The sequence below is a fragment of the Shewanella sp. ISS20 genome, assembly GCF_056522965.1.
This window is the reverse complement of sequence record NZ_JAWRZK010000001.1, coordinates 1,769,278-1,793,415: the sequence shown is the minus strand read 5'-3', so window position 1 is coordinate 1,793,415 and position 24,138 is coordinate 1,769,278. Positions and strand designations below refer to the sequence as shown.

The following is a 24,138-nucleotide window of genomic DNA, read 5'->3' as shown; positions in this document are numbered from 1 at the left end:
CGGCGTTAATTCGACTTGGGTCTCATAATAATTTTTATAAATAAGGACAAACAATGACAACTGAGGTTTTTGATTTTAGAAGTGACACTGTCACTCAGCCGACAGCAGCTATGCGTGCTGCTATGGCTAACGCTCCAGTGGGTGATGATGTTTATGGTGATGACCCGAGCGTTAATCGCCTAGAAGCCTTAGCCGCCGATCTGTTGGGGTTTGATGCGGCGTTATTTACCTCAAGCGGTACCCAAGCTAACTTATTGGCGTTAATGGGGCATTGTGAGCGCGGCGATGAGTATATTTGTGGTCAGCATTCCCATAACTATAAATACGAAGGGGGCGGCGCCGCTGTGCTCGGTAGTATTCAGCCGCAACCATTAGAAAACTTAAGCGATGGCACCATAGATTTGCAATCTATCATTAACGCGATTAAACCTGATGATCATCATTTTGCGCGTACTCGCTTAATCAGTTTAGAAAATACCATAGGCGGCCAAGTACTGCCGCAACAGTATTTGGCCGATGCGCAGCAATTAGCTTTCAATAACCGCCTTAAAATTCATCTTGATGGTGCGCGCCTGGCCAATGCGGCGGTTGCGAATAATTGTGATATGGCAGACATTGCTCAGTATTTTGATTCTGTCTCTGTGTGTTTATCCAAAGGCTTAGCAGCACCTGTCGGTTCCTTGTTACTGGGAGATGAAGCCTTAATTGCTAAAGCGCGGCGCTGGCGCAAAGTGCTGGGAGGTGGCATGCGCCAAGCTGGCATATTAGCGGCAGCAGGTGAGCTTGCACTTACCACTCAAGTCAGCCGATTAACGCAAGATCACGACAACGCCAAGTATTTAGCTGAGCAGTTGCTATCTATTGACGAGCTCATTATCGATATGGCCAAAGTGCAAACCAATATGGTGTTTGCTGGCATAAATGGCGCGCTCAATAGTCAGATGTTAGTTACTCATTTACGTGAGCAAGGCGTGATTATTTCTGGCGGCAATTCGCTGCGCTTTGTTTTACATAAAGATATCAGTCGCGTTGGGGTTGATAAGTTAGTCAGTGGCATTAAATCCTTTTTAAGCTGCTAGCATTCTATGCCTAAGGGTTATTGAAGCCGATAACTTCAATTCTATTGGCCCTATGCAGCGTAAAGATTATGGCTGCAACAGGGCCAATCAGCTGCAATGTGCCGCTGCTGTTTTAGCGACACTGATCCTATGTTTTTCCTGCTAAATGTAGTTATGGCTATCTTGTCATTGCCTTAGCGTTTAGTAATGAAAGTTCGCTTTACGCCTGTTACACGAAATCGCCAATTTAAAGATTAAATATAAATTAACTTCTTGATTTATTGCGACTAATTCACCATATTTAAGCTTCCTTAGATTTTATCAATAGCTAACAAAAGTTAAGCCAGTTTCTGGTTAAGTTTTTTATTTGGCGCATGCTTATTTGTAAATTTAAGCCGTGGAGTGGAAATGTTTTCAAAAGGAATTTTGGCGTGGTTTCCAGGTTTGTCCTTGATTAGAGAGTATCAAAGGCAATGGTTCAAAGATGATCTGCGCGCTGGAATTTCTGTGGCGGCCGTGGCTTTACCTGTGGCCGTCGCTTATGCGCAGCTTACCGGTGTTAACCCGATGGCGGGTTTGTATTCCTGTATTTTACCTATGCTGGTTTATGCCCTGATGGGATCATCAAGGCAGCTCATCATAGGCCCAGATGCAGCCACATGCGCCGTGATTGCCGCAGTTATTGCCCCATTAGCTTCTGGTGACCCAGTTAAATACTGGCAGTTGGCCATGACCATGTCGCTAATGACAGGAATATGGTGCTTAATTGCCAGTAAAGTGCGTTTAGGATTATTTGCTGACTTTTTATCGCGCCCAATTTTGCTTGGGCTGCTTAATGGCGTAGCCTTAACTATTATCGTTGGCCAATTCTCTAAAATATTTGGCATTAAATTTGAACATATTTATTTACTCGAGCGCTTAGCCTCTATTCCTAATATCTTGCATCAAATTCACTGGGCCACCATCAGTATTAGTATGCTGTGTTTATTGAGTTTTATTTTGGTAAAACGTTTACGCCCAGACTGGCCTGCGGCCATGTTTGCTATGTCAGTAGCGGCGTTAGTGGTATGGCTGTTTAATTTAGATAAGGTAGGGGTAGCAGTCGTCGGGCCATTAACTGGCGGCATGCCAAAAATGCAGACCCCAAGCTTTGAGCTCGGTATGCTAAGGGAGTTAGTGATACCCGCCTTAAACTTAGCCTTAGTGAGTTTCGTGAGTATGATGCTGACAGCAAGAAGCTTTGCTGCCAAAAACAATTATGAAGTGGACGCCGACCAAGAATTTAAAGCGCTTGGGGTGGCCAATATTGCCTCGGCCTTATCCCAAGGTTTTGCTATTAGTGGCGCGGATTCGCGCACAGCGGTTAATGATGCCAATGGCGGCCGCACCCAATTAGTGTCAGTTATTGCTGCCATCATAATTGCCATAGTTGCCTTGTTTCTTACCGCACCTTTGCAATTTATCCCGCTTAGCGCCTTGTCTGTGGTGTTAGTTATTGCCTCAATTTCGCTTATCGACCTCAAAGCCATTTGGTTGTTGAAACAAAGGGATAAAACTGCTTTTATCTTATCTGTCGTAACGTTAAGTTCAGTACTGATTATTGGGGTAATTCCTGGGATCACCCTTGCGGTATTACTCGGATTATTTCAATTTATTATGGTGGTGATGCGTCCGACCGATCAGGTATTAGGGCTAGATAGTAAGGGGGTGTTACGCAGCATAGATACGTCCGATAAAGCTAAGAAAATTCCATCAGTGCTTATTTTTCGCTTTAATTCGCCTTTGACCTATTTCAATTCTGTGTATTTTAAACGCAGGATATTATTAAGAATTAAAGAGCAAGATGAGCAAGTGGAGTGTGTAATAGTTGATGCTGTGGCTTGTTTTAGTCATTTAGATTTAAGCGTCATGGCCATGCTGCAGCAGTTGCATCTTGAGCTAAAAAACAAAGGTTGCCGCTTAGTCTTAGCTGGGCGTAAACGTCAACTTTTGTCTTGGTTTGATACTTCTGGTATTCCAACGGGCGATGGCTCTATCTTAGTGCGCTCAGATCTCTACTTAGCGATTCGTATGAATCAAGCTTACAAAGAGGCCTTGGCAGAAGGCGAAGCGCCGCAAATCAGTAAAGCGCAAGACCAACATACTGTGCTGGTGCACAGTATGTTGTAAGTGTCGGGATTATTGCAGTAATTCCTTAGCATTAGCTAAGGTGTTTGCTGTGATGGTATCACCGCCCAGTAGGCGCGCCAGTTCAGAAATTCGTTGCTCTTGATTGAGCGGTTTCATCGTAGTTTCGGTTTGGCCGCCTTTATTGGTTTTATCAACAAACATATGCTGATGACCATTACCGGCAACTTGCGGCAAGTGAGTGACGCACAATACTTGAGTCGATTGCCCTAATTGGCGCAGCATTCTACCCACCACTGCAGCGGTTGAGCCTGAAATCCCGACATCCACTTCATCAAATATCAAGGTCGGAGTGGCTACTTTGCGCGCGGTAATTACCTGAATACCTAAACCAATCCGCGATAATTCGCCGCCAGACGCCACTTTTGCTAGTGCTTGCAAAGGTTGGCCTGGGTTAGTCGTCACTTGAAACTCAACATTGTCACAGCCTAAGCTTGATATGGTTTGCTCGTTGAAATTAACTTCAATCACAAACTTGGCTTTAGGCATATTTAATTGTTGAATCGATTGGCACACCAGCTTTTCTAGTTCTTTGGCGTGGCGAGTGCGGCTTTGATTTAGTTTTTTTGCTTGTTCAAGATAATGGCTGCGTTTAGCGGCCAATACTTGTTCTAACTCAGTTAAGGCTTGATCGTCAGAATCAATAGTCGCAAGTTCAGTGACTAATTCTTGATGGCGTTCAAACAATAACTCTGGCATGACTAAATGCTTTCTGGCCAATTGCATACACGAGGTTAATCGCGCTTCTAATTCGGCGAAATGTTCAGGGTCTAGCTCTAGCTTTGACTGGAAATGATTGAGCTCATTAGCGCTTTCTTGAATGGTAATTAGCGCTTCGTTCAACATGGTGCAGACATTGGCAAGCACAGGGTCAAACTCACTGATCTCATAGGTTAAATTAATCACCTTATTAAGCAATTGCTCAATAGTGGCATCGTCACTGTCTTGGATGAGTTGCAAACTATGCTGACAATTATCAATTAACGCCGAGCCATTGGCTAAGCGTTTATGCTCAGATTCAATTTCCTGAAATTCACCGGCTTGCAGGTTAAATTCATCCAGCTCTTGCACTTGGTATTGCAGTAATTGGCGCCGCGCCAGTCTTTCGTTGCTACTTAAGGTTAAGCGCTTTAGCTCAGCCTCACTTTGACGCACTTGCTGATAAGCATTGATGACAGCTTCTTGTAAGAACTTGTGGTTCGCGTAGCTATCAAGCAAGGCTAGTTGCTGATCGGACTTAAGCATGGCGTGATGGGCATGTTGACCATGAATACCCACCAGTAATTGTCCAAGCGCCTTAAGCTGGGCTAAAGGAACAGGATTGCCATTAATGTAGGCACGACTGCGGCCTTCAGTGGTAATAATGCGGCGTAAAATACATTCAGTGTCGAGTTCGAGATCGTTGTCTTCCAGCCAGCGCTGCGCCGCAGGAACGTCGCTTAAACTAAAGCGTGTACTCACCTCGGCTTTATCGCACCCAGGTCGAACGCTTGAGGCGTCGGCGCGATTACCTAAGCATAAACCTAGCGCATCAATAGCGATGGACTTACCAGCTCCCGTTTCACCAGTGATACTGGTCATACCGGCGCTGAAGTCTAATTCCAAAAAACGGACAATGGCAAAATTGTGAATGCTAATTTGGCTGAGCATAGTGAATTCCTGTCACTGACTAAACACTGTATTGATACACAGTATATACTGATTTTATATACAGTAAATACCATCCCGAACAATTTACATTTAATTAGCATGGCAAGCGTGATTAATTAGGCTGCATGTAAAAGACTAATGCTAATAGCATCATATATTTATCTCAGGTAGGCTGGTAGAATTTTACCACTTTCCTCTAAGGTTAAATGTCATGCGCGAACTCGGCGGTGCTGATTTACATCTAGTGTATTTATTTGTTCACCTAGTGAATGCCGGCAGTTTTTCGCAAGTGGCGAAAGAATTGTCTATGCCGATAGCCACTGTGAGTCGCCAATTGGCCAAGCTTGAGGCCATTTTAGATCAGCAGCTATTAATGCGCAGCACCCGAAAATTTAGGTTAACCGAAGAGGGCTTGGCAGTATTTCAGCGCTATCAAGCTGTGATAAATCAGTTTGATGAATTAAGTGACGGCGGCATAGATAAACCTGAGGGCACCTTGCGCATAGCAGCGCCGATTTCGATTATCTCTATGGTGCTGCTTAATGCCTTAAATGATTTTTGTGACCTTTACCCAGATATTCGCTTACACATAGCTCAATCAAATCAAGAAGTGGATTTGATTGATAAGGCGGTCGACATTGCCATTGTTGGCGGCGCGCAGCCCGATTCCTCTTGGGTTGCGACAACTCTTGGCGTGCTCGATTATTGTTTAATGGCATCGCCGCGTTACCTAGAAAACAATGAGTTAATCGAGCATCCTGCGCAGCTGCGCCAGCACAGATTAATTAAGGTGTGGCCACTATTTAATTGGTCATTAAGTCATGGTAGTGGCGAACGTTTTTATTATGATGGCCCGGCGCGCTTAACCTTGATGGACTTACATGGCGCCATTAAAGCGGCAGCAGCAGGTGGCGGCGTGTTATACGGCCCAGAGTTATTTGCTAAAGATGAGTTTGCCAGTGGCGCTTTAGTTAAAGTCTTGCCTAAGTGGGCAGGGGAGCAGCGGCGTATTGCTATGCTCTATCATCAGCGCAGTCAGCAGCCATTAAAAGTTAAATTGTTTCTTGCCTTTATGCAGGCGCGCGCGCCGGAACTGTTTGATATGGCAAATTAAGCGTAAGCTAAACAGTATAAAAACCATTTGTATTCGTGCCTATTTAGTATTGGTTTTATTGGTCATTATTGGCGTCTTAGTGATGACGACTTAATTAAGCGCAGTATCGAACTTGCTAGTCATGGCTTCAGATGGCTTCGTGATAGCTTTGGTGCAGAAGAGAAGACTAGGGGGCAACTGTGTTGTCAGCACTTAGTTAACTAGCTGAGATTCTTTGGTATTAAATTGATATCCTATTCCCAAGTGCAATGGCTGCTTGGGAATAGGTCACATAGCTTTGAGCTTTGAACGTTAGACGTTATGCGTCTGGTTCTGCTGAAATGCCGATGTTAGACACGCCAGATTCTACTAACTCTTTACGCAGCGATTTAATAAATTCAGCTTTTGCGTAAGGCTCTTTTTCTATGATATCGAGCAAGTTTGATTGCAGCTCACGCTCTTCAACCATCACTTCATGATTGAAAATTAAGTCATCAAGTTCTGATTCTTTAATGCTGTCACTGACAGTGTCTGCAATGCAGGCTTCGATATAGTTAGCCACAGTGCTTGAAGATAATTTTGAAATATTGACCATATCTTCTTCATCTTGCGATTGAATACCGCTAAGTAAAGAAATCACAGCTGATACCGCATCTTGCGCTGGATAAACACCGTACATATCGAAGTCACTGGCATCAGGAACTATGTTTTCCAGACGGTCGATATACATCTCTATGTTAAGTTTTAACTTCTTGTCGTACTGAGCTTGCCACAATAAATTGAGTGTGGTGTCTAATACTTTGGCATCGCCAAACTCAGTCACTTCAGAAAATAATTGATAATTTGGATACATGCGTTGGCAAAGTGCCAAAGCAAATAACTGCTTTTGTGCTGTATTAAGAGCTTTTAAGCGTTTGAAGAAGCCCACTTTATTGGTCATCTAGTGAATCCGCCGATAACTGAGATAATAGATATTTTATGGCAGATTCTACCTTAGTTAGCTCGTCAAGTAACTCAAGTATTTCAGGTTCCAATTCATATATTGGCGTATTGTGCTTAAGCGCTGACTCTATTTGATAGCACAGCGCTTTGGTGTGGGTGACGCCACAATAGCAACAGGCACCATGCAATTTATGAATCACAGATAAAAGTATTGGGTGATCGTGACTCTCGAGCGCCTGATTTATTTGCGCGGCCGTGGCCGGCAAACTATCAAGCATCATGCTCAGGATTTCTTGCGCTAACTGCGGTTTGTTATTGGCTTGGCTTAGGCACAAGTGCCAATCGAGCACCTTAGGATTAGGCGTGCTCAAGTTATTGGCAGTTAATTCACTCTCTTCATTAGCACCAACTTTATTCATGCCAATGTCACTCACATCAGGTTCACTTATATTTGGTGCCCATTCATTAATGGTTTGCTTGAGCGCCTGTTCATCCAGAGGTTTTGATAAGTAAGCGTCCATACCGCAACCAATAATGCGCTGCCTTTCTTCGGCAATGGCGTGGGCGGTAACTGCAATAATAGGCGTGTGTTGATTTAGCGAATGGTCGCGAATTTCTTGTGTCGCTTTAATGCCATCAATATCTGGCATTTGAATATCCATAAATATCAGGTCATATTTATTTTTTCGAGCAAGGGTAATGGCACTGTCACCTCTATGAGTGGTGGTTACATCGCTGACCAACTCATCGAGCAAACTGCGAATGAGCTTAAGGTTGGCAAGATTATCATCAACCGCTAACACTTTAATTGGGCGCAACTCTTTGGCGGAGTCAGGCTCAGTTGTGTGTGACGAGGCCTTGGCTAGCATGTGAGTTAATGGCGCTGCATTAACAGCTTTGGCTACGTCATTTTGCGGTAACAGGTTAGCTTTATGATCTAAACTCGGGCTGATTGGGGCCGTGAGTAAGCGCGCTAATAAGTTCTCATGAATGGGTACCACTAAAACGGCATGCACGCGGTGAGCGATATCATCATTAATTAAATTAGGATCTTTGGCATCATTGATAAGTAAAACTTGTAAACCTTGTTGATTAGCATGATCAATAAGCTTTGATAACTCATCGTAACTAATATTACGGCAACTGAGCAGCAGCGCATCGCCTGCGCGGGCAGTGTGAATCTGCTCTGTGAGTTCATACAGGCTCATGACACGTTTAACGGCCACTTGCCAATGTTGGCAATGGCCTATGATGACATCGGCAGTGAGTTCTCGTGGTTCATAAAGTAATACTGACTTATCAACTAATTGAGTTAATGGTTGATGGTCATTATAGGAAATATCACTGCGCATTAATGGCAATACAAACCAGAAGCTTGAGCCTTGACTGGGCTCTGAGCTAAAGCCAATTTGTCCGCCCATTTGCTTAATTAGGCGCTTAGTAATGATTAATCCAAGGCCGGTGCCACCAAAACGGCGTGAAATGGATGAGTCCGCCTGAGCGAAAGCCTGAAACAGGATTTCTTGCTGGCTCTTGTTAATGCCTATACCAGTATCGATAACTTCGCAGCGTAAACTCAGTTTGTCTTGGTTTTGACTGGTTTGACGCACTTTTAAAATCACATGGCCATTATCAGTAAACTTGATGGCATTGCCCACTAGATTGGTGATGATTTGTCCGACACGTATGCCATCACCGGTAATGTTATCTGGAACATCAGCCGCGACATCGACCACTAGCTCTAAACCTTTTTCTCGAGCGCTGCCAGCCAACAAATTAAGGGTATCGTTGAGCATGTCCCTAAAGCCAAATGGCATGTTCTCTAACACCATTTTTCCAGCTTCAAGTTTAGATAAATCAAGAATATCGTTGATGATATTAAGTAATGTAAGGGCGCTGCGCTCTATGGTACGCACATAATCTTGCTGGCCACTTTGCAGTGGCGTTTTCATGAGTTGCCGCGAAAAACCGATCACGCCATTGAGAGGCGTGCGTAATTCATGGGACATGTTAGTTAAGAATTCAGACTTAATCCGGCTGGCTTCGAGCGCGCGCTTTTTGGCTAAATCGAGCTCAACGTTCTGGATTTCAATCTGCTCTAAGGTTTCGCGTAAATCAGAGGTTGCTTGGTCAATATTCTGTTGCATTTCATTGTGATATTCCTGCAAAGAACTGGCCATGGCATTAATACCGCGTTTAAGTAAATCAAGCTCGCCAATGAGGTTGCCTTGCAAGCGGGTATCAAGTTTACCTTCACGGATTTTAGCCACCACCCGCACCATTTCAGTAATGGGTTGAGTCACGTTTTTGACCAATCTAAAGGTAAACAATAAATTAAATTGCACCCCAAGCAGTACTATGATGAAGGCTGCTACGGCGGCTCTGTGTTGCTCTAGTAAGGCTTGCTCTTTATTCACCACCATGGCCACATAGCCTAAATGGTGCTGACCACGTAAATAGTTATTTTTTAAAGGAAATGGCTTGAGGTTGTTGTGTTGGCTGGCTTCTTTAAAGGCGATATCCGAGGTGAAAATGGGCGTGCGCAAGATAAGGGTATCGCCCAGACTTTCACTTTGAGTCGCGAGCAATTGCTCTAATGGCTGACTGGTGCGCAGCACTTCAAAATCTTTGGTGTAATTGGAAGTAATAAATAAATTATTTTGCTGATCAAAAATCGCAATGGATTTAATTAGTCCCGCTTGGCTTAGCTGGGTGGCGGCCAATAAACGTTTACTACTTTCACGATTACTGGACAGTAATCCGAGTTCGCTGGCAATGGCGAGCGGCTCAATCACATTACGACTTTGAGCGATAAGGCTAGATTCAAGCTCGTAGAAGCGATTTATGGTAAAGTAGCTTCCCAATAAAATGCCCACCAAGACGGTCGGGGCTAATGCGAGCACCAATACCCAGGAGCGTAAGCTGTATTTGGTCATATTGTTGCTGTTGTTCATGGGTAATTAGATATTTTAAAGAGTAGACGACACAGTCCAAATAGACTGCCAGATAGTCGCTCTACTCACCAGTAATTTTATGATTTTGAGAGAAAAATGGCGCAATTTTTTAAACCAAAAGCAAATCAACAAAAGCGATTGTCTCCTAAATTGGTGCTTAATGTTACCGATATGGATCACTTAGGTGCAGGCATGGCATCGCACCAAGGTAAGATAGTGTTTATTCCTGGAGCACTTGCGGGTGAAACTATCACAGCGCAATTGGTCGAGCAGAAAAAATCCTATGCCAAGGCCAAACTCATTAGCATTGATAGCCCATCACCATTACGAATCGAGCCTGAATGCTCGTTTTATCAGCAGTGCGGTGGCTGTGATTTGCAACATGTGGGCATTGAAAGTCAGCGCCAATTTAAAAATGATGCTTTAGCCAATCGCTTGCAGCGCCTTGCGCCTAATGTCAGCGCGGTCGATGCCATTGAATCACAAGCGTGGCATTATCGCCGCCGCGCTCGTTTAGCCACTAGCTTTGATAAGCAATCAGGCCATTTAACTTTAGGGTTTCGTGCCAAAGCTAGCAATCAAGTGGTCGCCATTAGTCACTGCCAAGTGTTGGCGTTGCCGTTAAGTGTATTGATTACGCCTTTAGCTAAGCTGCTAAATCGCTCAAAACTCAAATCTGGCTTAGGGCATGTGGAACTTATTGATGTCGAGCAAGGTCAATTCGCGGTGCTTAGGGTCACTAAAGCCGTGAACGATAAAGACAAGCTTGCGTTAGCGCAATTTGCCACTGAGCGAAATGTGCAAATATTGCTGCAAGACAACGAAGGCCAGTGCCTTGATTTACAAGGGCAGGCGAGTCAGCCGCATTACTGTTTGGGTGATGGCACTGAACTTGCTTTTATGCCGGGCAACTTCATTCAAGTGAATGCCAAGGTTAACCAAGCTATGGTAGCGCAAGCGCTGCAATGGTTAGAGCCTAAAGCGCAAGAGCGTATTTTAGATTTATTCTGTGGTGTCGGTAATTTCAGCCTTGCTCTTGCGAAAACGGGCGCTGAAGTGATTGGCGTCGAAGGTGTGCCCGCTATGGTGGCGCAAGCGAGCGCCAATGCCAAAGCGGCAGGGTTAACCAATTTATCCTTCTTCCATGGTGATTTGAGCGCAGATCTGTCCCATGAGCCTTGGTTAGGCAAGATAGATAAATTGTTACTCGACCCAGCTCGCGCTGGAGCTTATGAGAGTTTGCAGTGGCTTAAGCTCATGCAGCCGCAAAAAGTCGTGTATGTGTCGTGCGATCCCGCAAGCTTAGCCCGTGATAGCCAGTTGTTACTGGATAGTGGTTATGTGTTAGTCAAGTTTGGGATGCTAGATATGTTCCCGCAAACTCATCACATAGAAGCTATGGCATTATTTGAACTGAAAGAGCCTAAATAATCAGCGCTATTGTTTTTTTGTTGGTTTTGAAGCTGTTTGCGATAAAAAGTCGCTGACTATTGCTACAGGGTTTGACAACTTGGCCACATTCTTCAGTATAGTGGCCTAAATGCTATGGGCGCAGGTTCGCGCGCCGTTTTATGGATTAAGGAATACACTATGGTCTCTGTACGTGAAGCACACTTTTATGATCCTGACTTTCAATTGGATGAGTGGGTAAGTCGCTACGTGACTGATAGTGATGATGCGCAGACGTTACTGACGCTTATTCAATCCATAGACAAGTTACCTGTGCCGAATGCTGAAAAAGTAAAACCGCTGTGGCAGCGGGCGCGCGAATTAGTTGAAATTCTCGCGCCGCTCAATATGGACATAGAAACCTTACAAGCCGCCATTTTGTTTGAAGTCAATCAAGCGCAGATGTTAAGCCTTGATGCGATTCGCGAGCAGTTCGGCAATTCATTGGCTAATTTGGTGGCGAGCGTCATCACTATGGATGCCATAGGTAGCTTGCAAGGTGGGCGCGATAATCGCACCAATGAAAGCCAAATTGATAATATCCGCCGGATGTTATTGGCCATGGTCGAAGATGTGCGCGCTGTGGTGATTAAATTAGCTGAGCGCATTTGTTTGCTGCGGGCAGTTAAAAATGAAGATGAAGAAACGCGTGTATTGCTGGCCCGTGAAATTGCCGATATTTACGCGCCGCTAGCTAATCGTCTTGGAATTGGTCAGCTTAAATGGGAACTGGAAGACATTTCATTTCGCTACCTGCATCCTGAGACCTATAAAGAAATTGCCAAGCAGCTCGATGGGAAACGTCTTGATAGAGAAGTCTTTATCGACAATTTCGTCGAAACCTTGCAGCAACGCCTCGATAACGATGATATTCGCGCCAAAGTCTATGGCCGGCCAAAACACATCTATAGTATTTGGCGCAAAATGCGCGGCAAAGATCTGAAATTTGATGAATTGTTTGATGTTAGAGCCGTGCGCATAGTGACTGAACGCCTGCAAGATTGCTATGGCGCCTTAGGCGTTGTCCATACCTTATGGCACCACATCCCCCGTGAGTTTGATGACTATGTGGCAAACCCTAAGCCAAATGGTTATCAGTCGATTCATACGGTAGTGGTGGGGCCTGAAGGCAAAACCGTTGAAATTCAAATTCGTACCCAACAAATGCATGAAGATGCTGAGCTTGGGGTGGCTGCCCACTGGAAATACAAAGAAGGTGGCGCCAGCGGTAAGCAAAGTGGCTATGAAGAGAAGATTAACTGGCTGCGTAAAATCTTGCAGTGGCAAGAAGATGTGGCCGAAAGCGGCAATCTGGTGGATGAAATTCGCAGCCAAGTGTTTGAAGACAGAGTGTACGTCTTTACGCCAAGCGGCGAAGTTGTCGACCTGCCGCAAGGCTCAACCGTGTTGGATTTTGCCTATTACATTCACTCTCATGTGGGGCATAAGTGTATTGGTGCTAAGGTAGATGGCCGCATAGTGCCCTTTACTCATCAGGTAGAAACCGGTGAGCGTATTGAAATTATTACCTCAAAGCATCCCAATCCTAAGCGCGATTGGCTTAATCCTAACCTTGGATATATTAGAACGTCGCGCGCGCGCTCTAAAATTCAGCATTGGTTTAAGCAGCAAGATAGAGACAAAAATCTCGCGGCAGGGCGCGAAATGCTTGAGCATGAATTATCGCGCATAGGTCTGACCCTCAAAGACGGTAATTGCGCCTTTGAGCGCTTTAATATGAGCACTATGGATGACCTGTTGGCTGCCATAGGCGGCGGTGATATTCGCCTCAATCAAGTGGTTAATCATATTCAAAGCCGTAAGCGCTTGGATGAGAAAACCGATACTGATGCGCTTAATGAACTGCTGAAGAAAAATCAAAACAAACCTGTGCGCAGTAATCGCGATCAGGTTGAAGTTAATGGTGTTGGTAACTTACTGAGCCATATTGCTCAGTGCTGCCAGCCAGTACCGGGCGATGACATTTTAGGTTTTATTACTAAAGGGCGCGGCATATCGGTTCACCGTGAAGATTGCGAACAAGTCAAAGAGCTGATGCGCCAGCACCCAGAGCGTACTGTCGAAGTGGTTTGGGGCGAAAATTATTCGGGCGGTTATCAAGCCAGAATTCGAGTGGTTGCCCACGATAGAACTGGCTTGCTGCGGGATTTAACCTCAGTGCTTGCCAGTGAAAAATCCAATGTCTTGGCCATGAATTCCAATTCAGACACTAAAAACCAGACAGCCACCATAGAAATGCAAATGGAAATGTATAACCTCGAGGCGCTTTCTAAAGTGTTAGCCAAGCTCGGCCAAGTGGCGGGCGTGATTGAAGCTCGTCGCTGTTAATTAGTAGTAAGCAATATTAGTCGTTAAGGAAGTCCCCATGTCAACTAGCCATGATATGCAGCAACTTCTCGCCATTATGGCTAAGTTAAGAAACCCAAGCACAGGTTGTGCTTGGGATTTGGCACAAACCTATCAAAGTTTACTGCCTTTTACCCTAGAAGAAGCCTATGAAGTGGCTGACACCATAGAGCGGATGGAGTTAACCCAATTACCTGATGAATTAGGTGATTTGCTCTATCAAGTGGTGTTTTATTGTCAATTAGGTAAAGAGCAGGGCTTATTTGATTTCGATACTGTGACTGAGCGAATTTGTCGCAAGTTGATTCGCCGCCACCCCCATGTGTTTGCCGATGCCATAGGCGCAACCAGTGCAGCGGCGGCCAAACATGATTGGGAGCAAATTAAAATCGCTGAGCGCCAGCAACAACAATTACTATCGCAGCTTGATGATATTCCTAAAGCGCTCCCTCAATTGAAACGCGCCTTAAAAATTCAGCAGCGCGTGGCCCAAGTAGGTTTTGATTGGCCAGATCTTGACCCTGTGGTGGATAAAATTCATGAAGAAATTGCTGAAGTGCTGGCCGAAGTGCATGCCGAAAAAATTGAGCAAGCCAAAGTCATGGATGAAGTGGGTGACTTATTGTTTGCTGTGGTTAATTTAGCGCGCCACTTAAAGGTTGATCCTGAGCAAGCGCTGCAAGGCGCTAATGCCAAATTTGAGCAAAGATTTCGTTTAGTTGAGCAACAAGTGCTGCAATCCGAACGCAAAATTGAGCACCATAGCTTAGAAGAGCTTGAAAATTACTGGCAGCAGGCGAAAAGAGATTTGGTATCACAACGCTCGTAATAAAAGCGATTTTTTACGCTAGAAGTTTGGCGTTTTAGCCAAACTTTGATAGACTACTGCCCCGTCCTGGCGCTCCTTTTCAAGCGCCTTTTTCCTATTCTTATTTCTCAGGTTCAGCATGACTACAAGGTATATCTTCGTTACAGGTGGTGTAGTTTCATCATTAGGTAAAGGCATTGCAGCCGCGTCTTTGGCAGCGATATTAGAGGCACGGGGCCTAAACGTAACCATAATGAAGCTGGATCCTTACATCAACGTCGATCCAGGTACTATGAGCCCGACTCAGCACGGCGAAGTATTCGTGACTGAAGATGGTGCAGAAACAGATCTGGACTTGGGTCACTATGAGCGTTTCATCCGTACTAAGATGAACCGTCGCAACAACTTCACTACTGGTCGTATTTATGAAGAAGTACTTCGTAAAGAGCGTCGTGGTGATTACCTGGGTGCCACCATTCAGATTATTCCTCACATCACGAATGCCATTAAAGAAAAAGTATTAGCCGGTGGTGAAGGGCATGATGTTGCTATCGTTGAGATTGGCGGCACGGTTGGTGATATCGAGTCACTGCCATTCTTAGAATCAATCCGTCAGTTAGCGGTTGAGCTGGGTCGTGAGCGTAGCTTGTTTATGCATTTGACTCTGGTGCCATTTATTGGCCCAGCGCAAGAAGTGAAAACTAAGCCGACTCAACACTCAGTAAAAGAACTGCGTTCAATCGGTATTGCTCCGGATATTTTAGTATGTCGCGGCGATCGCGCTGTGCCTGCTACTGAGCGAGCTAAGATTTCGCTGTTCTGTAACGTTGAAGAGAAAGCGGTTATTTCTCTGCGCGATGTTGATAGCATTTACAAAATTCCAGCCCTGCTACGCTCGCAAGGCTTAGATGAAATAGTGGTACGTCGCTTCCATTTAGATTGCCCAGAAGCGGATTTGTCTGAGTGGGAAAACGTTATTTATCAAGAAGCCAATCCAAATGCCGAAGTGACTATTGGTATGGTAGGTAAATATATTGAATTGCCAGACGCTTATAAGTCTGTCAATGAAGCATTAAAGCATGCGGGTCTTAAGAACCGCGTGACAGTAAACATTAAGTACATAGATTCACAAACTGTTGAAGCCAAAGGCGCAGATGAGATGCTGGCTGGTTTAGACGGTATCTTAGTACCAGGCGGTTTCGGCGAGCGTGGCATTGAAGGTAAAATCATGGCGGCGAAATATGCCCGTGAGAATAACCTGCCATATTTTGGTATCTGTTTAGGTATGCAAGTAGCCTTGATTGAATTTGCCCGTAACGTTGCTGGTATGGAAAAAGCGCATTCAAGCGAGTTTAACCGTAACTCTCCATTCCCTGTGGTTGGCTTAATCACAGAATGGATTGATGAAGACGGTAATATTGAGCAGCGTCATGAAGCTTCTGATTTAGGTGGCACCATGCGTTTAGGTGCACAGTTATGTCACTTGTTACCTGGCACTAAAGCTGCTGAAGCTTATGGCAGTGATACCTGTATCGAGCGTCATAGACATCGCTATGAAGTTAACAACAAGTATGTGGCTGAGCTTGAAAAAGCCGGGTTAGTATTTAGTGGTTTGTCTTCTGACCGTAAACTGGTTGAAATGATTGAGCTGCCAAATCATCCTTGGTTTGTGGCGGGTCAATTCCATCCAGAATTTACTTCGACACCGCGTGATGGTCATCCATTATTTGAAGGTTTCGTAGCGGCGTCAGCCGCTTATCAGAAGCGCCAAAACGACTAAGTTGACTCATAACAAACCGGCCAATTAAATGGCCGGTTTTTTTTTGCTGTATTTTTCGGCATTCGATGCTAATTATCTGTTTATATGACTTGAAAAGCAGAACGTTGCCCTAATATTGATTACACTAGGTAGCGAAAATATAAATCCATGAGCGCTTTATGGATTTATGTTTTTATTTTTACTTTTTATTTTTAATTTATGTTGAGGATTATATGGCGAAGATTATCAATGTGTTAGGTCGTGAAATCATGGACTCACGTGGTAACCCTACAGTTGAAGCAGAAGTTCATCTTGAAGGTGGCTTTATCGGTATGGCTGCAGCACCGTCTGGTGCCTCTACTGGTAGCCGTGAAGCGTTAGAATTACGTGATGGTGATAAAGCTCGTTATTTAGGCAAAGGTGTATTGCAAGCGGTTGCTAACATCAATGGTCCTATTCGCGCTGCCTTAGTTGGTCAAGATGCGACGGCTCAAGCCAACTTAGATCGGATAATGATCGATTTAGATGGTACTGAGAATAAAGACAAGTTAGGTGCCAATGCTATTTTGGCCGTATCGTTAGCGGCTGCTAAAGCGGCGGCAATGAGCAAAGGCATTCCATTATACGCCCACATCGCTGAACTGAATGGTACTCCAGGCCAGTACAGCATGCCTGTGCCTATGATGAACATCTTAAACGGTGGCGAACACGCAGATAACAACGTTGATATTCAAGAGTTTATGGTGCAGCCTGTTGGCGCTAAGAATTTCCGCGAAGCCTTACGCATGGGCGCTGAAATCTTCCATAACCTCAAGAAAGTATTGTCTGCCAAAGGCATGAGCACTTCTGTAGGTGATGAAGGTGGTTTTGCACCTAACTTAGCCTCTAACGCTGATGCATTAGCCATTATTAAAGAAGCTGTAGAAGTGGCCGGTTACCAATTGGGTACTGACGTGACTTTAGCACTGGATTGCGCTGCGTCTGAATTTTACAAAGAAGGCCAGTATAACTTAGCCGGTGAAGGTAAAATCTTCAGCGCCAATGAGTTCTCGGAATTCCTCAAAAGCTTAACTGAGCAATACCCAATTGCTTCTATTGAAGATGGCTTAGATGAGTCTGATTGGGATGGCTGGGCGTACCAGACCAAGATCATGGGCGATAAGATCCAATTAGTGGGCGATGATTTATTTGTTACCAACACTAAGATTTTAGAACGCGGCATTAAGAACAACATTGCTAACTCAATTCTGATTAAGTTTAACCAGATTGGTTCTCTGACTGAAACCTTAGCTGCTATCCGTATGGCTAAAGAAGCAGGTTACACTGTAGTTATTTCTCATCGCAGTGGTGAAACTGAAGATGCCACTATTGCTGATTTAGCCGTAGGTACTGCTGCTGGCCAAATCAAGACTGGCTCACTGTGCCGCTCTGATCGCGTAGCTAAGTACAACCAGTTACTGCGCATTGAAGAGCAACTGGGCGAGAAAGCTCCTTATTTAGGCCGCGCCGAGATCAAAGGCAAAGCATAATCGTTAAATTTTTTCGTTAATATAAAAAAGGCCGCAACTATGCGGCCTTTTTGTTGTAAAATCAGCGCCACTTATACCTTAAAATCTTGAGCCAAGATGAAACGTTTTGTGTTGCTATTAGTGGTACTGCTGGCCATTTTACAATACCGATTATGGTTCGGTGATAATAACGTGCCGCAGTATTTTCAATTAGAACAACAAATTAAGACTCAACAAAACAGCAATGCCAAGCTGGTTGAGCGTAACGACATCTTGCGCGAAGAAATCAATGATTTACGCCGTGGTACTGGTGCGATTGAAGAGCGAGCTCGCAACGAGCTCGGTATGGTTAAAGATGGCGAAACCTTCTACCGTATTGTCGGCTCGACGGCGGCTAAATAATTATCAAGCGCTATTTGGAGATAATCCATGAGTCAAATCGAGTCTAGGCTGGGTGGGGTTGTTGCGGTAGTACCTGCGGCCGGGATTGGAAGTCGCATGGGTGCTGCTATGGCTAAACAGTATTTAGCTTTGGGTCAGCAAACCATATTGGCTCATACCTTAGATGCCTTGTTAGCTCATCCTGCCATAGAAAAAATAGTCGTGGCACTGCATCCACAAGATGATCACTTTCAAGACTTAAGCCAAAGTCGTGATCCTAAAGTCGTAACTGTTATTGGCGGCGGCGAGCGCGCTGACTCAGTATTAGCCGCGTTGCAATGGATAACGCAGCATTACCCGCAAGACAATAATATTTGGGCATTAGTGCATGATGCGGCCAGACCTTGCGTGCGGCGCGTGGATATCGATAATCTGTTAGATAGTCGTCTGACCTTCCCGCAAGGCGCGATTTTAGCCGCGCCCGTGCGCGATACTATGAAACGCGCCAATAGCGATGGCACTATTAATACCACTGAGTGTCGTGAAGCCCTGTGGCATGCCTTAACGCCGCAGTTATTTAAGGCTGATGAATTAGCCAGCAATTTAGTGGCTGCGTTAGCGGCCAAGGTGGCTGTTACAGATGAAGCTTCAGCCATGGAGTGGGCGGGCATAGCCCCAGGTTTAGTGTCAGGTCATAGCGATAATATCAAGGTCACACACCCAGATGATTTAGCATTAGCAGGCTTGTTGCTTAATGCCCAAGGGCGCTAATCCTTAAGGAGTAATGATGAAAATTCGTATTGGTCATGGCTTTGATGTCCATAAATTTGGCGCCGAGCGGCCATTAATCTTGTGCGGCGTGACTGTGCCCTATGACAGTGGCTTAATTGCTCATTCCGATGGCGATGTGGTCTTGCATGCCATTAGTGATGCCTTGTTAGGTGCCTTAGCCTTAGGTGATATCGGTAAGCATTTTCCTGATACCGACGCGCAATTTGCAGGCGCCGATAGTCGCGTACTCTTAAGACATTGCTACCAGCTAGTGTTAGCCAAAGGGTTTGAGCTCGGTAATCTTGATGTCACAGTTATTGCACAGGCGCCTAAGATGGCACCCTATATTGAAGCCATGCGTCACGTATTAGCAAAGGATTTGCTGACGGATATTGAGAATATCAATGTCAAAGCTACGACCACTGAAAAGTTAGGTTTTACCGGTCGTAAAGAAGGTATTGCAGTTGAGGCTGTGGTGCTAGTGAATTCTATTTCGAACATGGCCTAAGTGCCAGGAATCCCAATGAGCATAAACAGCTTAACTTATTTACATGGCAAGCCTGCCATTACTGTTGATATTCGCACTGAAAACGCTGATTTCCAGGTGCAAGAAATTTTACCTTTCCTACCAAGCGGTGAAGGTGAGCATCATTTATTGCACATTCGTAAGAATGGCTTAACCACAGTGATGGTTGCTAAGTTATTGGCTGAATTTGCTAAGGTTCATCCGAAAGAAGTGACCTATGCCGGTCAAAAAGATAAAAATGCTATTACTGAACAGTGGTTTGGTGTGCGTATTCCTGGAAAAGACACGCCTGAGTGGGCGCAGTTAAATTCTGATGAAATCACCATTTTAGCCAGCAGCCGTCACGGCAAAAAACTGCGCATTGGCGCCTTAAGCGGCAACCGTTTTCAACTGGTACTGCGTCAAGTGAGTGATGTTGATGCCTTACTTGAACGAGTGACTGTATTGGCTGAAACTGGCGTACCTAACTATTTTGGTGAACAGCGCTTTGGTCATAATGGCAGTAACTTACGCGGCGCCTTAGCCATGTTTGGTGGCCGTAAAGTTAAAGATAGAAACAAGCGCAGCATGTATTTATCGGCCAGCCGTTCTGATTTGTTTAATCAGGTGGTATCAAGCCGTTTAGCGCAGCACGGTACTCAGCCATTAGCCGGTGATTGCGTGATGTTAAGTGGTAGTCGTAGCTTCTTCACCGTTGAACAATGGGATGACACCTTAACTGAGCGTTTAGCAGAGAAAGATATTCAGTTATCAGCACCTTTATGGGGACGCGGCGCCTTAGCTTCACAAGCTGATGCTTTAGCATTAGAGCAAGCCGCCTTAGTTGATTACGCCGCTCACTGTAATGGTTTAGAGCAAGCTGGCTTAGATCAAGAGCGCCGTACTTTATTACTGCGCCCAGAAGGCTTAAAAGCTAAAGCGTTAAACAATGACACAATACAACTTGAGTTCATGTTACCTGCTGGCTGTTTTGCCACTGCGGTACTGCGGGAATTATGTGAATATCAAGACGTACAAGAAATGCAGTTTCAAGCCCTGATGGCTGAAAAAGACAAGTTGAAACAGGAAGCGCAGCAGGATGCAGATCCTAGTTAGTAATGATGATGGCGTGCAAGCGCCAGGCATTGCCGCATTAACCAATGCCTTGTCGTTATTAGGTCAGGTGCTCACTGTAGCACCTGATCGTAATTGCTCGGCCGCGAGTAATTCATTAACCTTGACCAATCCTTTACGGATCCATAGGTTAGATAACGGCTATATCCAAGTGAATGGTACCCCAACCGATTGCGTCCATTTAGCTATTCGTGAATTATGCCCAAGTGAACCTGATATTGTGGTTTCTGGCATTAATGCTGGCGCCAATATGGGCGATGATACTTTATATTCAGGTACCATAGCCGCAGCAATGGAAGGGCGATTTTTAGGCTATCCAGCCATAGCCATTTCCTTGGTCGGACGCGAGCTCGTTCATTATGATAGTGCGGCGTGGTACGCCCACCGCATAGTGCAAGGGCTATTGTCTCAGCCTTTGAGTGGTAATCAAATTCTGAATGTTAATGTGCCAGATTTGCCGTTAGAGAAAATTAAAGGCATTAAAGTCACCAGATTAGGCGCTCGCCATAAAGCTGAGGGGATAGTGGCTACCACAGATCCCGCTGGGCGGCCAATTTTTTGGCTAGGTCCACCTGGTGCTGTGCAAGATGCTGGTGAAGGCACTGATTTTGATGCGATTAATCAAGGCTATGTATCTATTACACCACTCACAGTGGATTTAACTGCGTATCAACAACTGTCATCACTTAACGATTGGGTGCAAGCATTATGAAGCCAGTGTCGCTTGCGGCGGCTCAGCATTTAGCCACAAAACTCAAGCAGGCAGGGATCCAAAATCCTCAGGTGTTAAAAGCCGTTGCGAGCACGCCAAGAGATTGGTTTGTCGACCCCGCCCTGGTGAGTCGCGCCTTTGATAATACCGCCTTGCCGATTGGTCAGGGGCAAACCATATCTCAGCCTTATACTGTGGCGCGCATGACTGAGATTTTGTTGCATGAAAATCCGCAAACCGTGTTAGAAATTGGTACAGGTTCAGGTTATCAAGCCGCGATCTTAGCCTCGTTAGTGCCGAAGCTCTTTACTGTTGAGCGGATAAAAAGCTTACAAATCCAAGCAAGACAAAGGCTTAAACGCTTAAATCTACATAATGTTGCTTTTAAATATGGTGACGGTTGGCAAGGCTGGGCTAATCGTGGTCCCTTTGATGCGATCATGGTGACCGCGGCAGCGGCGGTTATTCCTGAGGCATTATTGTCGCAACTTGCACTCAATGGCCGTTTATTACTGCCAATAGGCAAGGATGAGCAACATTTATTGTTAATTCGGCGTACTGCTGAAGGTTTTGTGCAGCAACGTATCGAAGCTGTTAAGTTTGTGCCCTTAGTTGCAGGTTCGTTGGCATAAGTGCTTCTAGTGCCACGGTTGTAACTAGAACAACGACTTGCACTACGCGCTATGACAATCACAGCGATAACGATTAAAAGGATAATATTGTTTTGTTAAATGTGAGGGCTTACGGCATTGGCTTATTATTGAGCATATTAATATCTGGCTGTAGCTTACAGTCACATAAGCCTGCACCTGTGGTTAGCTTGTCACATGATAAAAATCGATGGCATCAAAAGGGCTCAATTGCAGGTAAGAGCTATACAGTTAAAAAAGGCGATACCTTGTATTCTATCGCTTGGGGAGCTGGTACAGATTTTGCTGATCTAGCAAAATTAAATAAATTACATAGCCCTTATATAATTTATCCTGGTCAGCAGCTTAGATTAAGAACAAGTGTTAAAAAATCAAAGACTTCAAACAATAAACTTGCGACTAATTCAACGGTTAATAAATCAGTAGTCAGTCAAAAGACTGATAGCAAAGCTGCGAAAAATAACCTGAGTAATGATAAAAATCATAAGCTTGCTGCTAATTCAGCTTCAGTTAATAATTCTGCTCCAACCACAAAGAAAGTGCTTGCGTCAAGTACCTCGCCCACGTACTCTGTTACAAATGCTCAACAAGATGTTAACCGAGATATCAACAGACCTGATCTGACTGTCCCGTCAGCAGTGAGTCGTTGGAGTTGGCCTGTGAAAGGTCGCTTAATTGGTCGGTTTTCTGCTACCGAGCAGGGAAATAAAGGGATAAAAATCGCTGGGAATAGAGGCGATGTGATTGGCGCAGCAGCAGCTGGAAGAGTGGTTTATGCGGGTAATGCATTAAGAGGCTATGGCAACTTAGTGATTATCAAACATAGCGATGACTACTTGAGTGCTTATGCTCACGCAGACAGTACCCTAGTGAAAGAAAAACAGCCGGTACAAGCTGGGCAAGCGGTCGCAAAAATGGGTAGTACAGGCACTAATTCGGTAATGTTACATTTTGAAATTCGTTACCATGGTGCCTCAGTAGACCCACTGAAATTTTTACCTAAACAATAATTTAGTTTAGACGCCAATTTGGCAGCGGAGGAAAAACAAGTGCAGTAGTTTTGTAATTACATGTCAGGTTAGGGAGCTAAAATATGAGCCGTATTAATAATACTGTTAGCGCAGACGAGCTTGTAGATGTGACCCTAGATATGGCCGAAGAAGCATTTGAGGCAACATCTAGAGAACATACGGAAGAAATTGATAATCAAGTGCAGGAAGACCTGCAAAAAAATCTAGATGCAACACAACTCTATCTTAGTGAAATAGGTTTCTCGCCGTTATTAACTGCGGAAGAAGAAGTGTACTTTTCACGCAAATCTCTTAAAGGTTGTCAAAAATCGCGTAATCGTATGATTGAAAGCAATCTACGCTTAGTGGTTAAAATCGCCCGTCGTTATAATAATCGTGGTTTAGCGTTACTCGATTTAATCGAAGAAGGTAACTTAGGCTTAATTCGCGCTGTTGAAAAATTTGATCCAGAACGAGGTTTTAGATTTTCAACCTATGCCACTTGGTGGATTAGGCAGACGATTGAGCGTGCTATCATGAATCAAACGCGTGCAATACGCTTACCTATTCATGTGGTCAAAGAGTTAAACGTTTACTTACGTACAGCGCGTGAATTAGCTCATAAACTTGACCATGAACCGACCGCTGAAGATATTGCCGCTAAGCTTAATCTTGATAGTGGTGATGTTAGTCGCATGCTCAAGCTGAATGAAAAAATTACTTCAGTCGATACGCCCTTGGGCGGTGATAACGAAAAAGCTCTGCTTGATGTGTTAGCCGATGATGATCGCGTTGGCCCAGATTACCAAGTGCAAGATGAAGATATGCGTCATTCTGTGGTCGATTGGCTGAATGAACTTAATAGTAAGCAAAGAGAAGTACTTGCGCGTCGCTTTGGTTTACTTGGCTATGAACCTTCCACTCTTGAAGATGTGGGTGCTGAAATTGGTTTAACCCGTGAGCGGGTGCGTCAAATTCAAGTTGAAGCCTTAAAGCGTTTAAAAGAACTGTTGAGTAGTCAAGGATTGTCGGTTGAGACCATCTTTAGAGAAAGCTTTTAAACACGGATAGGAAATAGGAATTAACTCTTATAAAAATGCTTGAATAACAACCTGACATGCAAGAAATTGTTTTTAGACTAAGTTATCCGTTCTACGAAAATTAAAAACTATTGCGAAGTAAAAGTAGTGTGTAAAACCT

General features: G+C 44.6%; 19 protein-coding genes. 16 read left to right on the top strand and 3 right to left on the bottom strand.

Annotated elements, in window-relative coordinates; all coding sequences use genetic code 11:
- Nucleotides 1-53 precede the first annotated feature (53 nt).
- Both ltaE and AC1HDP_RS08205 read left to right on the top strand, forming a co-directional pair.
- Complete coding sequence (gene ltaE / locus AC1HDP_RS08210) at nt 54-1,079, top strand: low-specificity L-threonine aldolase (protein ID WP_479638374.1); 1,026 nt, start codon at nt 54-56, stop codon at nt 1,077-1,079.
- A 387-nt stretch (nt 1,080-1,466) separates the two neighbouring features.
- The gene (locus AC1HDP_RS08205; RefSeq protein WP_479638373.1) at nt 1,467-3,227 is read left to right on the top strand and encodes a SulP family inorganic anion transporter; all 1,761 of its coding nucleotides are present in this window, start codon (nt 1,467-1,469) and stop codon (nt 3,225-3,227) included.
- A 9-nt stretch (nt 3,228-3,236) separates the two neighbouring features.
- Here the strand turns inward: AC1HDP_RS08205 and recN are convergent, their stop codons facing one another.
- Nucleotides 3,237-4,895 (bottom strand): DNA repair protein RecN, encoded by a 1,659-nt coding sequence (recN, locus tag AC1HDP_RS08200; RefSeq protein WP_479638372.1) that lies wholly within the window; start codon nt 4,893-4,895, stop codon nt 3,237-3,239.
- A 211-nt stretch (nt 4,896-5,106) separates the two neighbouring features.
- Between recN and AC1HDP_RS08195 the strand changes: the two genes are divergently transcribed.
- Nucleotides 5,107-6,009, top strand: coding sequence for a LysR family transcriptional regulator (locus AC1HDP_RS08195; protein WP_479638371.1), 903 nt, complete (start codon nt 5,107-5,109; stop codon nt 6,007-6,009).
- A gap of 298 nt (nt 6,010-6,307) precedes the next feature.
- Here the strand turns inward: AC1HDP_RS08195 and AC1HDP_RS08190 are convergent, their stop codons facing one another.
- Together AC1HDP_RS08190 and barA are read right to left on the bottom strand one after the other, a co-directional pair.
- Nucleotides 6,308-6,928: a YjaG family protein gene (locus AC1HDP_RS08190; RefSeq protein ID WP_479638370.1), complete on the bottom strand. Its 621-nt coding sequence runs from the start codon at nt 6,926-6,928 to the stop codon at nt 6,308-6,310.
- Complete coding sequence (barA, locus tag AC1HDP_RS08185) at nt 6,918-9,866, bottom strand: two-component sensor histidine kinase BarA (protein WP_479638369.1); 2,949 nt, start codon at nt 9,864-9,866, stop codon at nt 6,918-6,920. Before barA ends, AC1HDP_RS08190 begins: the two co-directional genes overlap by 11 nt.
- Before the next feature lie 114 nt (nt 9,867-9,980).
- On the opposite strand from barA, the gene rlmD reads away from it, so the two are divergent.
- From rlmD to rpoS, 13 genes are all read left to right on the top strand, one after another.
- Nucleotides 9,981-11,315, top strand: a complete 1,335-nt coding sequence (rlmD, locus tag AC1HDP_RS08180) for a 23S rRNA (uracil(1939)-C(5))-methyltransferase RlmD (RefSeq protein WP_479638368.1) — start codon at nt 9,981-9,983, stop codon at nt 11,313-11,315.
- A 159-nt stretch (nt 11,316-11,474) separates the two neighbouring features.
- On the top strand, nt 11,475-13,682 hold the full coding sequence (gene relA / locus AC1HDP_RS08175) for a GTP diphosphokinase (protein ID WP_479638367.1): 2,208 nt from the start codon (nt 11,475-11,477) through the stop codon (nt 13,680-13,682).
- Between the two features lie 37 nt (nt 13,683-13,719).
- Complete coding sequence (mazG, locus tag AC1HDP_RS08170; protein ID WP_479638366.1) at nt 13,720-14,529, top strand: nucleoside triphosphate pyrophosphohydrolase; 810 nt, start codon at nt 13,720-13,722, stop codon at nt 14,527-14,529.
- A gap of 118 nt (nt 14,530-14,647) precedes the next feature.
- Nucleotides 14,648-16,288, top strand: a complete 1,641-nt coding sequence (locus tag AC1HDP_RS08165) for a CTP synthase (RefSeq protein WP_140933320.1) — start codon at nt 14,648-14,650, stop codon at nt 16,286-16,288.
- Nucleotides 16,289-16,500: 212 nt separating this feature from the next.
- Nucleotides 16,501-17,796 carry a phosphopyruvate hydratase gene (gene eno / locus AC1HDP_RS08160; RefSeq protein WP_479638365.1) on the top strand — a complete coding sequence of 432 codons (1,296 nt, stop codon included), beginning with the start codon at nt 16,501-16,503 and terminating at the stop codon, nt 17,794-17,796.
- Nucleotides 17,797-17,892: 96 nt separating this feature from the next.
- Nucleotides 17,893-18,177: a cell division protein FtsB gene (ftsB, locus tag AC1HDP_RS08155; protein WP_140933318.1), complete on the top strand. Its 285-nt coding sequence runs from the start codon at nt 17,893-17,895 to the stop codon at nt 18,175-18,177.
- 27 nt (nt 18,178-18,204) lie between these two features.
- Complete coding sequence (ispD, locus tag AC1HDP_RS08150) at nt 18,205-18,927, top strand: 2-C-methyl-D-erythritol 4-phosphate cytidylyltransferase (RefSeq protein WP_479638364.1); 723 nt, start codon at nt 18,205-18,207, stop codon at nt 18,925-18,927.
- Nucleotides 18,928-18,943: 16 nt separating this feature from the next.
- Nucleotides 18,944-19,435, top strand: coding sequence for a 2-C-methyl-D-erythritol 2,4-cyclodiphosphate synthase (gene ispF, locus AC1HDP_RS08145; RefSeq protein ID WP_479638363.1), 492 nt, complete (start codon nt 18,944-18,946; stop codon nt 19,433-19,435).
- A 21-nt stretch (nt 19,436-19,456) separates the two neighbouring features.
- Nucleotides 19,457-20,548, top strand: coding sequence for a tRNA pseudouridine(13) synthase TruD (gene truD, locus AC1HDP_RS08140; RefSeq protein WP_479639857.1), 1,092 nt, complete (start codon nt 19,457-19,459; stop codon nt 20,546-20,548).
- A complete protein-coding gene (surE, locus tag AC1HDP_RS08135; protein ID WP_479638362.1) occupies nt 20,532-21,278 on the top strand; it encodes a 5'/3'-nucleotidase SurE in 747 nt (248 codons plus the stop codon). The genes truD and surE overlap by 17 nt, the downstream gene beginning before the upstream one ends.
- Nucleotides 21,275-21,910: a protein-L-isoaspartate(D-aspartate) O-methyltransferase gene (locus AC1HDP_RS08130; RefSeq protein ID WP_479638361.1), complete on the top strand. Its 636-nt coding sequence runs from the start codon at nt 21,275-21,277 to the stop codon at nt 21,908-21,910. The genes surE and AC1HDP_RS08130 overlap by 4 nt, the downstream gene beginning before the upstream one ends.
- Nucleotides 21,911-22,011: 101 nt before the next feature.
- Nucleotides 22,012-22,938 carry a peptidoglycan DD-metalloendopeptidase family protein gene (locus AC1HDP_RS08125; RefSeq protein WP_479639856.1) on the top strand — a complete coding sequence of 309 codons (927 nt, stop codon included), beginning with the start codon at nt 22,012-22,014 and terminating at the stop codon, nt 22,936-22,938.
- Between the two features lie 83 nt (nt 22,939-23,021).
- Complete coding sequence (rpoS, locus tag AC1HDP_RS08120) at nt 23,022-23,999, top strand: RNA polymerase sigma factor RpoS (RefSeq protein ID WP_479638360.1); 978 nt, start codon at nt 23,022-23,024, stop codon at nt 23,997-23,999.
- Nucleotides 24,000-24,138 lie beyond the last annotated feature (139 nt).

Coding starts and splice junctions, on each gene's coding strand:
- ltaE (WP_479638374.1), top strand. CDS start 54: ATGACAACTGAGGTTTTTGATTTTAGAAGTGACACTGTCACTCAGCCG.
- AC1HDP_RS08205 (WP_479638373.1), top strand. CDS start 1,467: ATGTTTTCAAAAGGAATTTTGGCGTGGTTTCCAGGTTTGTCCTTGATT.
- recN (WP_479638372.1), bottom strand. CDS start 4,895: ATGCTCAGCCAAATTAGCATTCACAATTTTGCCATTGTCCGTTTTTTG.
- AC1HDP_RS08195 (WP_479638371.1), top strand. CDS start 5,107: ATGCGCGAACTCGGCGGTGCTGATTTACATCTAGTGTATTTATTTGTT.
- AC1HDP_RS08190 (WP_479638370.1), bottom strand. CDS start 6,928: ATGACCAATAAAGTGGGCTTCTTCAAACGCTTAAAAGCTCTTAATACA.
- barA (WP_479638369.1), bottom strand. CDS start 9,866: ATGACCAAATACAGCTTACGCTCCTGGGTATTGGTGCTCGCATTAGCC.
- rlmD (WP_479638368.1), top strand. CDS start 9,981: ATGGCGCAATTTTTTAAACCAAAAGCAAATCAACAAAAGCGATTGTCT.
- relA (WP_479638367.1), top strand. CDS start 11,475: ATGGTCTCTGTACGTGAAGCACACTTTTATGATCCTGACTTTCAATTG.
- mazG (WP_479638366.1), top strand. CDS start 13,720: ATGTCAACTAGCCATGATATGCAGCAACTTCTCGCCATTATGGCTAAG.
- AC1HDP_RS08165 (WP_140933320.1), top strand. CDS start 14,648: ATGACTACAAGGTATATCTTCGTTACAGGTGGTGTAGTTTCATCATTA.
- eno (WP_479638365.1), top strand. CDS start 16,501: ATGGCGAAGATTATCAATGTGTTAGGTCGTGAAATCATGGACTCACGT.
- ftsB (WP_140933318.1), top strand. CDS start 17,893: ATGAAACGTTTTGTGTTGCTATTAGTGGTACTGCTGGCCATTTTACAA.
- ispD (WP_479638364.1), top strand. CDS start 18,205: ATGAGTCAAATCGAGTCTAGGCTGGGTGGGGTTGTTGCGGTAGTACCT.
- ispF (WP_479638363.1), top strand. CDS start 18,944: ATGAAAATTCGTATTGGTCATGGCTTTGATGTCCATAAATTTGGCGCC.
- surE (WP_479638362.1), top strand. CDS start 20,532: ATGCAGATCCTAGTTAGTAATGATGATGGCGTGCAAGCGCCAGGCATT.
- AC1HDP_RS08130 (WP_479638361.1), top strand. CDS start 21,275: ATGAAGCCAGTGTCGCTTGCGGCGGCTCAGCATTTAGCCACAAAACTC.
- rpoS (WP_479638360.1), top strand. CDS start 23,022: ATGAGCCGTATTAATAATACTGTTAGCGCAGACGAGCTTGTAGATGTG.